Raw genomic sequence first — 12287 nt, forward strand, 5'->3', positions numbered from 1 at the left:
CCACGAACTGCGCGGTTCGATGGGCAGAGTCGGAGCCTGCGGCGACAACGCCGCGATGGAATCCTTCTTCGCCCTGCTCCAAAAGAACGTTCTGGACCGGCAACGCTGGACCAGCCGCCACGAACTCAGGCTCGCGATCGTGTCCTGGATCGAAACCACCTACCACCGCCGACGCCGCCAACGCAGCCTCGGCAAACTCACACCCATCGAATTTGAGACAATTCAACCGGTCGCACTCGCGGCCTGAACCACCCCACCCCGCGAGTCAACTGAACTCGGGGCAGTCCCGCGTGAGCTGGCAGATATTGTCGCTGAGCGTGCGGTGACGTTGGGTTTCGTACCCGATGGACAGAGCTCGGCGGTGGCGGCCGGGTCGCGGGTTGAACCTGTGGCGGTGCGGTCGCTGGCCGATCATGCGGTGGTCTGGGAGCTGGGCCGGAGGGTGGCGGCGGTGGCTGAGCGGATCCGGGCGCGACTCGAGTCGATCGGGGCCGCGGATCTGGTGACGCAGGACGTACTGGTCAGGGTGGTCGGGGCGTTGGAGAAGCAGCAGTGGCTGTTGCGGATGCAGCTTGGTGAGAAGGCCTGATGGCTGTCACCAGAGGGTTCGTCGGCCGGCGTACTGCGGATTCTTCGCGAGTACCGCCCGGGCAGTACGTCACGCGGGAGTTCCCTGTGTTGTCGGCCGGCCCGACCCCGTACACGCCGTTGGACGCGTGGGACTTCACGATCCGTGGAGCCGTCGACAAGCCGGTCTCGTGGTCGTGGACCGAGTTCCAGGCATTGCCGCGCGAGACGTTCACCGTCGACATCCACTGCGTAACGAAGTGGACGAGGTTGGACATGGTCTGGTCGGGAGTGTCTCTCGACACCTTCCTGGACGCGGTGCCGGCCCAGGCGGCCTATGCACTGGCGTTCTCCGACGGCGGTTACACGACGAACATTCCGGTGGCGGATCTGAGCGGTCGGAAGGCATGGATCGTCGACGAGTACGACGGGCGCCCGCTTGATCCGGAGCATGGCGGGCCGGCGCGACTGCTGGTACCGCACCTGTACTTCTGGAAGAGCGCGAAGTGGATCCGTGGTCTGGAGCTGCGCACCACCGATCAACCCGGCTTCTGGGAGATGTTCGGCTATCACAACTATGGAGACCCGTGGAAAGAGCAGCGCTACTACGGCGACTGACGTGGCAGACAGGCACGGTGATCTCTACGACCTTCGAGACTCCGCGGGTGAAGACCATCACGCTCGCCGTGCCTGATTGGCCCGGGCATCGTGCAGGTCAGCACGTGGATGTGCGGCTGACGGCGCCCGACGGGTATCAGACGGAACGGAGCTATTCGATCGCGTCGGCGCCGGAGGACGAGTACCTGTCGGTCACCGTCGAGCGACTCGACGACGGCGAGGTTTCGCCTTATCTGGTGGACGAGTTGCGAGCAGGCGACGAGCTCGACTTCCGTGGTCCGATCGGCGGGTACTTCGTCTGGGACGACGACTTCGGTGGTCCGTTGTTCCTGGTCGGCGGGGGATCCGGCATGGTGCCCCTGCGGGCGATGCTTCGGTATCACCGTGCGATCGGCAGCCGGGTGCCTGTCCGGGTACTGTGCTCGGCGCGCTCGCTCGAGTTGCTGATCTATCGTGACGAGCTGATGGAGATGGCGGCGTACGACCTCATCGATGTCTCGATCACGTTGACTCGTGAGGTCCCGAGTAGCTGGCGTGGCCATCGCGGACGCATCGACCCGATGCTCTTGGGTATGGCCGGATGGGCAACCGATCAAATGCCGCTCACGTATATCTGCGGACCGACCGCGTTTGTCGAGGCGGCAGCGGCCGGCTTGGTGGCTTTGGGATACGACGCGGCGCGGATCCGGACCGAACGCTTCGGCAGGACAGGAGTGTGACGAAGATGGGACCTCTCGACGGCAATGCCATGGCGGGCGTCATGCATGACCTCTTCGCACGAGACATGACGACCATGGGTTACAAGTGCTCGGGTTGTGGCCGTACCGGGGTCATGGCGGAGATGGTGGTGTACATGTCAGGACCCGGCACGGTGGCGCGATGCAGGGACTGCGACACGATTCTGCTGATGCTCACCGAACGCCATGGGGTGTACTGCGTCGACTTGCCCGGAATGCCACAGACAGCGCATGGCCGCACCACCTTCACCTTGAAAGGCGCCTGATGACTATCCAGCACCCGCCCGACCCGACCGCCGCCGAGATGGCTAAGCAATTACCGCCGGCGATCACGAAGTACCTGCGCGAGGCCGATCCCCAGCACAAGGCGAACGCTCACGACCTGCTGGCCGCCTTCGCCACCGACGCCACGGTGATCGACGACGACGGCACCACCTACACCGGTCACGACGAGATCCACCGCTGGCGGGAGACCGAGACCAGCGAGTACACCTATACGGTCGAGGTCAGCCACGTCGAGAAGTTCGACGACTCCCATTACGTCGTCACCAATCACCTGGAGGGCGACTTCCCCGGCGGTGTCGTCGACATCATCTACCGGTTCACCCTCGCCGACGGTCTGATCACCAAGCTTGAGATCGCTCCCTGACTCCGTCGCTCGCGTCAGGCATCGAGGTGCTGCAGAACAGCCTCAGCCGTTCCGCATCACCCTGCCCGACGTCATCGCAGTACCGACGAGAGATGTACTACGGACGAACGCTGATGATGATCTTCCCCTTGAGCCGCTCGGTCGAGTTGACGGTGGTAACGGCGTCGTCGAGAGATGCGACGGTACCGATGTTCGTCCGCAGTCGCCCGTCCCGCACCCGCTGGACGACCTCGGTCAACTGGGCGCGATCGGCCTCGACGACGAAGTCGATCGCGAGGCCGTCCGCGGGCCGTGACTCCGGCGGCCCGACGACGGTGACCAGCGTTCCTCCGGTCTTGATCAGGGCTGCGGACCTTTTCTGGATGTCGCCGCCGATGACATCGAACACCAGATCGACCTGCCCGATGTCCTCGAGCGAGTCGTTGGCGAGGTCGACGAACTCGTTCGCGCCGTAGTCGAGCGCCTTCTCCCGGTCGGTGGCGCGTCCGGTGCCGAGGACGTACGCACCGGCCTCGCGGGCGAGTTGCGTCACCATGGTGCCGACCGCGCCGGCTGCACCGTGCGCGAGGACGGTCTGCCCGGATTGAAGGCGGCCGTGCTGGAACAGTCCCTGCCAGGCGGTCAGTCCGGAGATCGGCAGGCTCGCGCCGACGGTGAAGTCGACGTCGCCCGGGAGTGGTGCGAGGTTGCGTGCCTCGATCGCCACGTACTCCGCCAGGGTTCCGTCGCGATGCCAGTCGGCGAGGCCGAACACGCGCTGTCCCACTGACAGCCCAGTCGTGCCATAGCCGAGCGCGGTGACCACTCCGGCCAGTTCGTGCCCGGGGATCGACGGTGATCGGTCCCGGTCGGCACGGTCGGTCCAGGTCGAGGGCCACTCCAACTCGGTCGGGACGTAGCCCGAGGCATGAACCTCGACGACGACGTCGTTGATCGCTGCCGGCGGCTCGGGACGCTCCGCCAGCGTCATCCCTGCCGTCCCCGCTGCCTGGTCCGTCACCACGATCGCCCTCATCAGGCACCTCCTTGTATCCGGTGTGTCGCCTACGCGGCACTTTCGGCTCGTAAGCATTTCGCGGCACGACACCCTCGACGTCTTACCACGCGAGGGATGGGAGTTGGGCACATCGCGAAATTGTCTCGATGCGGGCCGTAAGATCCGTGCCTGTCCAACCACCAACGGATATCTGCAGCGCCGACGGATTCTGATCAACAGGTAGAGGTGAAATTCATTGAGCGGGTGGAGGGAGGGGCTCGAGCGATTCCTCGCCGCCGACCCAAGTGACGTCGGGTGTGACGAGGCGATGGCTGCTCTGCACCTCTATGCCGACCTACTCGCGTCCGGAGTCGACGCTGCCGAGCACTATCCCGGACTGGCGGCGCACCTTGCCGCCTGTGAAGCATGCGCGGAAGATGCTGACGGGCTGCTGACCGCTGTGCAGGACCACGACCTGGACAGCGGCGGCCGCGATGACACCGAGCAGTGACCCGATCATCTGACCCGGCTGAACTGAGATCGGGGTCACAGCGAGTTCTGCGGAACCCGGGACCAAATCAACTGCCTGCGATGTTGTTCCCAGTGACGGCGCAGCCAGCGACGTCAGAAAAGGAGAAACCGTGTCACACGACTACAGGAAGACTCCGGAGGCGGTCAGTCGCCTCACCGACAGCCAGTTCCGCGTGACGCAGAAGGACGGGACGGAGCCCGCATTCCGGAACGAGTACTGGGACAACCACGAGCCCGGGATCTATGTGGATGTGGTCTCCGGCCAGCCTCTGTTCTCGTCGACCGACAAGTACGACAGCGGCACCGGGTGGCCGAGCTTCACCAGGCCGATCGCGGCGGAGGCAGTTCGCACAGTTACGGACAGGTCGCTCTGGATGTCGCGCACGGAGGTGCGGTCCACTGGAGCCGACAGCCACCTCGGTCATGTTTTCGATGATGGCCCCGCCGCGGCGGGAGGCCAGCGGTACTGCATGAACTCCGCCGCACTGCGCTTCATCCCGGTCTCCGAACTGGAGAGTCAGGGGTACCGCGAGTATCGGTCGCTGTTCGAGACGGCCGACACGTCCAGCGACATCACGCGCACAGAGGAGCATGCATCATGACCAGTGGAATCGACGACACCGGGCAGGTCACCCGCAAGCCCGGCACCGAGACAGCCGTCCTCGCCGGCGGGTGCTTCTGGGGTATGGAGGACCTCATTCGCCGGCAGCCCGGCGTACTCGAGACGCGTGTCGGGTACACCGGCGGGCAGAACGACCATGCGACGTACCGCAATCATCCCGGGCACGCCGAAGCCGTCGAGATCGTCTTCGACCCGGCGCAGACGACGTACCGCGACATCCTGGCGTTCTTCTTCCAGATCCACGACCCGTCGACGGTGAACCGTCAGGGCAACGACACCGGCACCAGCTATCGCTCGGCGATCTTTCCGCTCACGCCGGAGCAGGAGAAAGTCGCTCGCGACACGATCGCCGACGTCGACGCCTCGGGCCTGTGGCCGGGCAAGGCCGTGACGACGATCGAGCCTGCGGGTCCGTTCTGGGAGGCCGAGCCGGAGCACCAGGACTACCTGATCAAGTACCCCGCTGGTTACACGTGCCACTTCGTACGCCCGGACTGGGTGCTGCCGCGGCGCGCCACCACCGCCTGATCCGTCCCCGAGGGTGTGCCCATCGCCGTCGCGACGGGCACACGCTCGCTGGTTCCGTGGTGTCGCGGAGATCCTCGCGAGCCGGTAAGCAGGGGTGGATCGGCGGTCACCAATGAGCTGAACACAGTCGAGCGGGAGAGGCCCGGGCGCGATGAGTGAGATGTTGCAGGGAATCCAAGCCGATGACGGTGCAGCGGTTGCGGCTGCCGATATCCCGAAGGCGGTGACGGCGGGGCGGTTGGTTTACGCCGACGGTGCGACTCAGGTCTTCGCGATCGACGGGCGGACGACCTATACCGAACGAGGCTGACGTCTTGCTGACCGCGGCCAGGTCGCACCAGTCCGAGGCCGGCGATCGCGAGCGGCCGTCGGCCCACGTGATTGGACAGTCGTCCCACGACCAACAGTGTGCTGAGAGTCGCGGCGGAGTAGGCGACGACGGTCAGCGAGATGTCGGGGGGTTGGTGAACTCCGGGCGTCACCCGCAACCGCGAGGAGTTCCTCGAGTACATCGCCATGCCGCGGCCCTTCAAGGATCTCGCCGTCCATGACGTCAAGGTCCGCATCCTCAGCGATGTCGCGTTGATCCACGGTCGCAGCACGTACACGATGCTTGCCGACGGCACGGAACAGGAATCGCTGTACACGGAGGCGTATCAGAAGCGCGAGAGCACCTGGGTCTGCGTGTCAGCTTGTGCGATCGCTCCGGGCACCTGACCAGGAATGCCACGGCCCGGCCCCGTCCCGGAGCCGGGCCGCGAGGCTCTCAGCCGGCCGGTCAGACCGCCAGCCCTGCACCGCCGGCCACCACGATCTCTCGTCAAGAAACTAGGTGGCGAATAGAAGCGTCCGCTACGCGCGCATCTCCCCGCCGGCAGTGTGGGTCATGAAATTGGATGCGTGCCCGGGTAGGCGCCCTGCCGTCAGGGCTTCGCCATTTGGGTGGTTTGTTGTGTTGCCCATCGGGTGGCTGCGTCGGCGACCGGGATGGTTGGGTCGACCAGCCATGCGGCCTCGAGGCCGTAGCAGAAGGCGATGATCTCCATGGCCTTGAGTTGAGGGTCGATGTCGTCGCGCATCTCGCCGCGCTGTTGTGCTGAGCGCAGGGTCGCAGTCACGCGATCGATCGTGGTGCGGTAGCCGTCGACCAGGCGTGGGTGGAGGTCGGTGTCGGGGCTGACGTTCTCTCCGAGTACGACGGTGTTCATGCCGAGCAGGCTGTAGACCTTGTCGTCGTGCTGGCTGGGCCAGCTGGTCATGTGTCTGGCGATGATGTCGACGATCTTGATTCCGGGGTCGGGTCCGTCTCCCCACAGCCATTCCTCGGTGAAGGTCAGGTGGCGGTCCATGACGGCGTTGAGTAGCGCCTCTTTGCTGCGGAAGTGGTACAGCAAGCCGGTTTGCGAGACGCCGGCCTCGGCTGCGATGTCGGCGAGGCTTGTGCCGCGTGCCCCGTTGCGGGCGATGAATCGTACGGCGACGTCGACGATGCGCTCGCGTGTCTCGAGGCCCTTGGCTGAGGTCTTGGGCTTCTGTGCAGCGGGCACGGTCGATCTCCTCGCGATGGTCGGGGCGGTCGCCGCCAAGCATAGACAACTGACTGAGTACTCGGTAGCTTTTGCAAAACAGACCGAGTACTCAGTCTGGAATGTTGGCCAAGTGAGAAGGGCGGATCCGATGAGCGCACCGTTCCGGCGGGAGTCCCCGGTCGTCCGCGGCGAGGAGACCCCGCCGCGGCCACACGAGCAGGTCCAGCTCTTCCTGGACAGCTTCGGATCGTCGCCCGACCCGTGGAGTGCTGACATCGCGACCGTGCGAGCAGATGCGCGAGCGAAGGTCCTAGGGGTGACCGGCGAGCCCTCGCCGGTGGCGTCCGTCGAGTCGATCGACGCGGACGGCGTACCCGGTCGGCTCTACCGGCCTACCGGCGCGGAAAGAGAAGTGCTGGTCTGGGCGCACGGCGGCGGCTGGATTCACGGCGACCTCGACACCGCCGACGGTGTCGCCCGCGCGCTGGCGACGCGGGCTGGCTGCGCGGTCTTGTCGATCGACTACCGGCTCGCACCCGAACATCCCTTCCCGGCCGGCTTCGACGACGCTTGGACCGCCATCACCTGGGCACGGCGCACCTTCGACCGTGTGGCTGTAGGTGGCGACAGTTCAGGTGGCAACCTCGCCGCGGCGGCGGCACTCAAGGCGCGCGATGAACGCTTCGACCTAGCGGCGCAACTGCTCGTCTACCCGGCGCTCGACAGCCTCCAGGACACCGACTACAAGGTCGCGTTCCAGCAGCGGTATGCGCAGTTCGCGGGCCGGTCGGGCTTCGGTTCCAACACCTTGCGGCGGCTCGTCCACATCTGGGAGACCTACGTCCCCGACCCGGCTGTCCGCAAGGCGTCGTACGCGTCGCCGCTGCATGCCGAGTCCGTGTACGGCGTCGCGCCCGCGACGATCATCACCGCCGAACACGATTTCCTCCGCGGCGAGGCCGAGGACTACGCCCGGCGCCTGACGTCGGCCGGCGTACCGGTCGAGGTGCACGAGTACGCCGGCCAGATCCACGGGTTCTTCGAGATGTTCACCGTCATGACTGACTCGCATCATGCCGTCGGCGTGGCCGGTGACGCCCTCCGCCGCGCCTTCCAGTCCAACCAGCCCAACCAGTCTTCGAAGGAGATGTCGTGCGATCGCTGACGCCGTACCGCAGAATCGTCCAGGCGGCCGCGGTCACCGCGGTATCTGCCCTGCTCCTCACCGCCTGCGCACCCGGCGGGAACTCCTCAGCCGGCCCGGAGCCGTCCAAGCCGGTGTCGACCGGCGTCGGCAGCGAGCCGGTCACCCTGAGGCTGCTCGTCAACAGCGGCGTCGACGTTCCGTTCTATACCGCCCTCGGCAAGTTGTTCCACGCCAAGTACGACAACGTCACCGTCAAAGTGGAGAACCAGGACTACGCCACCCTGACCACGAACATCGCGCACATCCTTGCCGGGAGCAACGTGCCCGACCTGGTCCGCGTCTCGCAGCTCGGCAACCTGATCAAGGACCATCTGTTGACCAACCTCGACCCGTACGCCGAGGCGTACGGCTGGGACAAGTGGCCGCAGTCGCAGTTCGCCTCCACCCGCGTCGGGCCGGACGGCAAGCAGCGCGGGACGGGCTCGTTGTACGCGGCCGGGCCCGGGTTCGGCCTGACCGGGGTGTACTACAACAAGTCGCTCGCGCAGCGAATCGGCATGACACAGCCACCGGCGACCGTCGCCGAGTTCGAGCAGCTGCTCGGCAAGGCGAAGGGCGCGGGGCTGCAGCCGCTCATGATCAACGGCAAGGACGGCGGCAGCGTCTATCCACTGCAGAACCTGGTGATGTCGGCGGGTGGCGCGCAAGCCGTTCAGGACTGGAACTACGCCAAGCCCGGCGCGAGCATCGACAATGCCGCGACGGTGAAAGGCGCGACGACCCTGCAGCACTGGGGACAATCCGGATACCTGCCGGCCGACGTGAACGACATCGACCAGACCCGGGCGCCGGCCGAGTTCCTCAAGGGCAACGGCGTGTTCTTCCCGAGCGGCAACTGGCAGGCGCCAGGACTGGACAAGACCGGTGCCGGTCAGTTCGGCTTCTTCCTCTTCCCGCCCGGCGATGCCGGTGGACCGACGTACGCGATGACCGCCGCCGCCAACCTGGGAATCCCCGCGAAGTCGCCGAATGCCGACGTCGCGGCCGCGTTCCTGGACTTCGTGCAGACCAACTCGCAGGCGCGGCAGGACACGGTGGCCCTCGGCGGTCTCGTGCCTGCGGGGCCGTCGGACGCCTCGGCTCCGACCGCCGCCAAGGGATCGGCGGTCGCCGCCACCGTCGGTGCGTTTCAGGAGCTACTGAACCGCAACGGGCTGGTCGGCTTCATGGCTGATGCGACGGCTTCGATCCACGTCAACAGCCTGGTCCCGCAGACGCAGCTGCTGGTGGCAGGCAAGACGACGCCAGAAGCGTACGCGGCGAAGGTGCAGTCCGATTACGAACGCGACCTCGGGCAATGATCCCGGCGAATCGTCCCAAGGATCACGCTGTGGCGAGCATCGTGGTCCCGCCGGTGGTGCACCAGGATTCGCCGACCGCGGACCGGTCGAGTGCATCGGCTGCAACGCAACCCGTCGTACGGCGCCGAACCGCACGCCAGCGCAGGCGCCGGAGCTGGAGCGCTCTGCTGTGGGTTGCGCCGGCGTTCGGCATGTACGCCGTGTTCGTGCTGTTCCCGATGGCTCAGTCCGTGCAGTACTCGTTCTACGACTGGGACGGCATCGGCCCGGCGACGCCGGCCGGGCTGGACAACTGGAAGGCCATCTTCACCCGCCCGGAGCTGCTGAACTCCGTGCTGCACGCGTTCGTCCTCATCCTCTTCTACACGGTGCTACCGGTCGGGCTCGGCCTGGTCGCGGCCGCGCTCATCCGCGAGCTCCGGCCCGGCGCGTTCAGTACGACCGCCCGGGTCGTACTGTTCATCCCGCAGGTGCTGCCGCTGGTCGCAGCCGGCATCGCATGGACCTGGATGTACTCCTCGAACGGTCTGGTCAACCAGGTCCTGCGGGCGGTAGGGCTCGATCAGCTCACGCGGGCATGGCTCGGTGACTTCACGTTCGCCCTGCCCGCGGTCGGCGTCATCGGAGTCTGGGTCATGCTCGGCTTCTGCACGGTGCTGCTGCTCGCAGGCATCGGCAAGATCGATCCGGCTCTGTACGAAGCCGCCCGGCTGGACGGCGCAGGGCGGATCAGCGAGTTCTTCGCCGTGACACTCCCCGGGCTGCGGCGGGAAATCGTCGTGTGTACGACGTTCACCATCATCGCGGCACTGGCGAGCTTCGATGTCATCCAGATCGCGACGCAGGGCGGCCCTGGCTACCAGACGATGGTGCCCGGCGTGCAGATCTACCGGCTGACGTTCCTCCAGCAGCACGTCGGTCAGGCCTCGGCACTCGCGGTCTTCCTGGCCGTCCTCGTGCTGGTGGTCATCTGGCCGATCCAGCGTCTCGGGAGGGAGAAATGACGACATCCGGGGTTGCCGATCGGGTCACGCGCACCGCCATCCTGCTCGCTCTGATGCTGTTCGCGATCGTGCCGCTGCTGAGCATGCTCACCACGGCGCTCGCAGCTCCGGGCAGCACGCCCCAAGGGCTCAGCTGGCCGGGCGACCCGCACTGGCAGAATTTCGTGGACGCGTGGAGCGCGGCGAACTTCCTCGCCCTGCTCCGCTCGAGCACGCTGATCGTGCTGGGTGTCGTCCCGGCCACGGTCGCTATGGCCACCGCCGCGGGCTACGCCCTCGCCCAGCTGAACGTTCCGTTCGGCAAGGCGATCTACGGACTTCTGCTCATTGGACTCACCCTGCCGTTCGAGGCTCTCATCACCCCGCTGTACTACGACCTCCAGAGCATGGGCCTGCTCGGAACGCGGCTGGCGATCGTACTGCCGCTGATCGGACTACTCATGCCGTTCGGCGTCTTCTGGATGCGCGCGCACTTCCTCGGCGCCGAGCCGGCGCTCACCGAAGCCGCGAAGGTCGACGGCGCCAATGCCTGGCAGACGTTCCGCCGGGTCCACCTGCCACTCGCCACCTCCGCGTGGTCCGCGCTGGCCGTCCTCTTCTTCCTCGCCAGCTGGAACCAGTACCTGCTGCCCCTCGTCCTCGTCGACGACCCGACGAAGCGAACCGTGGCCGGGGGACTGGGCGCCTTCCAGGGCCAGTACGGCACCGACATCGTGCTGCTGTCCGCCGGATCGCTGCTGATCATCCTGCCCTCGCTGGTGATCTTCCTGATCTTCCAGCGCAACTTCGTCAAGGCGCTGATGCAGGGAGCCGTGAAGTGACGACAACCGCGCTACACCGAAAGGATCAGATGCATCCCGTACCCCACCGCAGCATCGTCGTCGCGCCTGCGACCTCACAGCTCGAGGAGATCGAGGTTCGCCCGCCCGGGCAAGGCGAATTGCTGATCCAGGTGATCGCGAACGGCCTGTGCGCCAGTGAGCTGCCGACCTGGTTGCACGGGCCGCCCGATGACACCCCGACAGCCCTCGGCCATGAGCCGGTCGGCCGCGTCGTCGAGGTCGGCGGCGGCGTCCACACGATCGCGATCGGCGACATCGTCACCGGCCGCTGGGACGAGTCGTTCGCCGAACTGATCGTCGTACCGGCCGAGTACGCCGTCGTCGTACCGCCCGGACTCAGCTACGAGGCCGGCATCGGCGAGCCACTCGGTTGCGTCGTCGAGGCATTGCGCCGCGCCCGGCTGGACACCGGCGATCGCGTCGCCGTGATCGGAGCCGGTTTCATGGGCCTGTGCCTGATCCAACTCCTCGCCACCAGCCCCATCGGCGAGCTCGTCGCGATCGACGTACGAGACGACGCGAAGCAGGCCTCGCTGGCGTACGGCGCCTCCACCGCGGGCAACCCCGAGGACATGGATCAGATGAACGACGCTTTCGACGTTGTCTTCGAGGTGAGCGGCACTCAGAACGGGCTCGACCTGGCTACCTCGCTGACACGACCGGGCGGCATGCTCGACATCGTCGGCTACCACCAGGGCACACGCACGGTCGACATGCAGACCTGGAACTGGAAGGCCCTCGACGTCGTCAACGGACACGTCCGGAACCAGCGGCAACTCACCGACAGCATCCGGCGCGGCCTCGACATCGCCGCCAGCGGCCGCATCGACTATGCGTCGCTCTTCACCCACCGCTACCCGCTGATCGACCTCGACCAGGCCTACACCGACCTACGCACCAAACCCGACGGCTTCATCAAAGCCCTCATCCTGATAAACGAGCCATGACGAGCCCTGAGCGACGCGCCCAGCGCAGGTCAGCTGAGGTTCACTCCGGGAAGTCGGTCCCGTTCAACTGGCATCTCGACGACGTCGAGAGGTGCGGAGTCACAATTCGCGGGTTTGGGTTCGAGTCCCACGGGGGCCTACGAAGCTCGAATCGCCCTTAAAATAAGGCGATTCGTGGGCGATGGTAAGTTCCGCTGGAGACACCCAGAGCGGCGGCATGGGATCAAAC

At 66.2% G+C, this 12287-nt stretch carries 17 protein-coding genes and 1 pseudogene; 16 read left to right on the forward strand and 2 right to left on the reverse strand.

Going from position 1 to position 12287, the window contains the following annotated elements; all coding sequences use genetic code 11:
• From EV652_RS40030 to EV652_RS40055, 6 genes are all read left to right on the forward strand, one after another.
• The coding region (locus tag EV652_RS40030; protein WP_158441488.1) for an integrase core domain-containing protein at positions 1–247 on the forward strand (247 nt) is incomplete at its 5' end.
• 141 nt (positions 248–388) lie between these two features.
• Positions 389–589 carry a ferritin family protein gene (locus EV652_RS40035; protein WP_132215491.1) on the forward strand — a complete coding sequence of 67 codons (201 nt, stop codon included), beginning with the start codon at positions 389–391 and terminating at the stop codon, positions 587–589.
• Positions 589–1185: a sulfite oxidase-like oxidoreductase gene (locus EV652_RS40040; RefSeq protein WP_242002302.1), complete on the forward strand. Its 597-nt coding sequence runs from the start codon at positions 589–591 to the stop codon at positions 1183–1185. The genes EV652_RS40035 and EV652_RS40040 overlap by 1 nt, the downstream gene beginning before the upstream one ends.
• A gap of 47 nt (positions 1186–1232) precedes the next feature.
• On the forward strand, positions 1233–1904 hold the full coding sequence (locus EV652_RS40045) for an FAD-binding oxidoreductase (RefSeq protein WP_242002303.1): 672 nt from the start codon (positions 1233–1235) through the stop codon (positions 1902–1904).
• Positions 1905–1909: 5 nt separating this feature from the next.
• The gene (locus EV652_RS40050) at positions 1910–2188 is read left to right on the forward strand and encodes a DUF6510 family protein (protein WP_242002308.1); all 279 of its coding nucleotides are present in this window, start codon (positions 1910–1912) and stop codon (positions 2186–2188) included.
• Positions 2188–2571, forward strand: a complete 384-nt coding sequence (locus EV652_RS40055; RefSeq protein WP_132215498.1) for a nuclear transport factor 2 family protein — start codon at positions 2188–2190, stop codon at positions 2569–2571. The genes EV652_RS40050 and EV652_RS40055 overlap by 1 nt, the downstream gene beginning before the upstream one ends.
• 97 nt (positions 2572–2668) lie before the next feature.
• Here EV652_RS40055 and EV652_RS40060 read toward each other — a convergent pair whose 3' ends face one another.
• Positions 2669–3586 (reverse strand): NADP-dependent oxidoreductase, encoded by a 918-nt coding sequence (locus tag EV652_RS40060; RefSeq protein ID WP_132215500.1) that lies wholly within the window; start codon positions 3584–3586, stop codon positions 2669–2671.
• A gap of 217 nt (positions 3587–3803) precedes the next feature.
• On the opposite strand from EV652_RS40060, the gene EV652_RS40065 reads away from it, so the two are divergent.
• From EV652_RS40065 to EV652_RS40085, 5 genes and pseudogenes are all read left to right on the forward strand, one after another.
• Entirely contained in the window at positions 3804–4058 is a 255-nt protein-coding gene (locus EV652_RS40065) for a hypothetical protein (protein WP_132215502.1), read from the forward strand.
• A 130-nt stretch (positions 4059–4188) separates the two neighbouring features.
• On the forward strand, positions 4189–4680 hold the full coding sequence (gene msrB, locus EV652_RS40070) for a peptide-methionine (R)-S-oxide reductase MsrB (RefSeq protein WP_132215504.1): 492 nt from the start codon (positions 4189–4191) through the stop codon (positions 4678–4680).
• Complete coding sequence (msrA, locus tag EV652_RS40075; RefSeq protein WP_132215506.1) at positions 4677–5228, forward strand: peptide-methionine (S)-S-oxide reductase MsrA; 552 nt, start codon at positions 4677–4679, stop codon at positions 5226–5228. Before msrB ends, msrA begins: the two co-directional genes overlap by 4 nt.
• Positions 5229–5379: 151 nt before the next feature.
• Positions 5380–5538: a hypothetical protein gene (locus tag EV652_RS44340; protein WP_158441490.1), complete on the forward strand. Its 159-nt coding sequence runs from the start codon at positions 5380–5382 to the stop codon at positions 5536–5538.
• A gap of 179 nt (positions 5539–5717) precedes the next feature.
• Positions 5718–5945: pseudogene (locus EV652_RS40085) on the forward strand (nuclear transport factor 2 family protein); the annotation flags it as partial.
• 206 nt (positions 5946–6151) lie between these two features.
• On the opposite strand, the gene EV652_RS40090 reads toward EV652_RS40085, so the two are convergent.
• Complete coding sequence (locus tag EV652_RS40090; protein ID WP_158441492.1) at positions 6152–6775, reverse strand: TetR/AcrR family transcriptional regulator; 624 nt, start codon at positions 6773–6775, stop codon at positions 6152–6154.
• 130 nt (positions 6776–6905) lie between these two features.
• Between EV652_RS40090 and EV652_RS40095 the strand changes: the two genes are divergently transcribed.
• From EV652_RS40095 to EV652_RS40115, 5 genes are read left to right on the forward strand one after another with little or no spacing between them, the layout of a single operon-like run.
• Complete coding sequence (locus EV652_RS40095) at positions 6906–7922, forward strand: alpha/beta hydrolase (protein ID WP_158441494.1); 1017 nt, start codon at positions 6906–6908, stop codon at positions 7920–7922.
• Positions 7910–9265, forward strand: coding sequence for an ABC transporter substrate-binding protein (locus tag EV652_RS40100; protein WP_132215513.1), 1356 nt, complete (start codon positions 7910–7912; stop codon positions 9263–9265). Before EV652_RS40095 ends, EV652_RS40100 begins: the two co-directional genes overlap by 13 nt.
• 29 nt (positions 9266–9294) lie before the next feature.
• A complete protein-coding gene (locus tag EV652_RS40105) occupies positions 9295–10269 on the forward strand; it encodes a carbohydrate ABC transporter permease (RefSeq protein WP_199238670.1) in 975 nt (324 codons plus the stop codon).
• Entirely contained in the window at positions 10266–11090 is an 825-nt protein-coding gene (locus EV652_RS40110) for a carbohydrate ABC transporter permease (RefSeq protein WP_132215517.1), read from the forward strand. The genes EV652_RS40105 and EV652_RS40110 overlap by 4 nt, the downstream gene beginning before the upstream one ends.
• Before the next feature lie 29 nt (positions 11091–11119).
• Entirely contained in the window at positions 11120–12058 is a 939-nt protein-coding gene (locus EV652_RS40115; protein WP_132215519.1) for an alcohol dehydrogenase catalytic domain-containing protein, read from the forward strand.
• Positions 12059–12287: the final 229 nt, after the last annotated feature.

The organism is Kribbella steppae (assembly GCF_004342025.1).
GTDB classification, from domain to species: domain Bacteria; phylum Actinomycetota; class Actinomycetes; order Propionibacteriales; family Kribbellaceae; genus Kribbella; species Kribbella steppae.